1 pseudogene is annotated in these 246 nt (G+C 59.3%); it reads right to left on the bottom strand.

The annotated features are described in order from the left end of the window. Nucleotides 1–246, bottom strand: a pseudogene (locus tag AW06_RS13005) (transposase); the annotation flags it as partial.

Genomic DNA, 246 nt, shown 5'->3' with positions numbered 1-246 from the left:
GGTGAGCGCATGTTCTAAAAAATCGTTTTCCAGCGTCAACTGGCCGATCTTGGCGTGCAGCTTCGTCAGGTCAGGATCGCTGTTCGTCGGGCTGCCGGTGTCCCCAAAAACCTGCACCGCACGCTCCGTCAGTTGCCGCTTCTAGTCCGTGATCTGATTCGGGTGAAGGTCATACTGCTGCGCCAGCTCCGCTAGCGTCTTGTCGCTCTTCAGCGCCGCCAGGGCCACTTGTGCCTTGAATGCCGG

It is taken from the genome of Candidatus Accumulibacter cognatus, from assembly GCF_000584975.1.
GTDB lineage: Bacteria > Pseudomonadota > Gammaproteobacteria > Burkholderiales > Rhodocyclaceae > Accumulibacter > Accumulibacter cognatus.
Note: the sequence above shows the minus strand (reverse complement) of the source record. Positions and strands in the feature narration are given on the sequence as shown.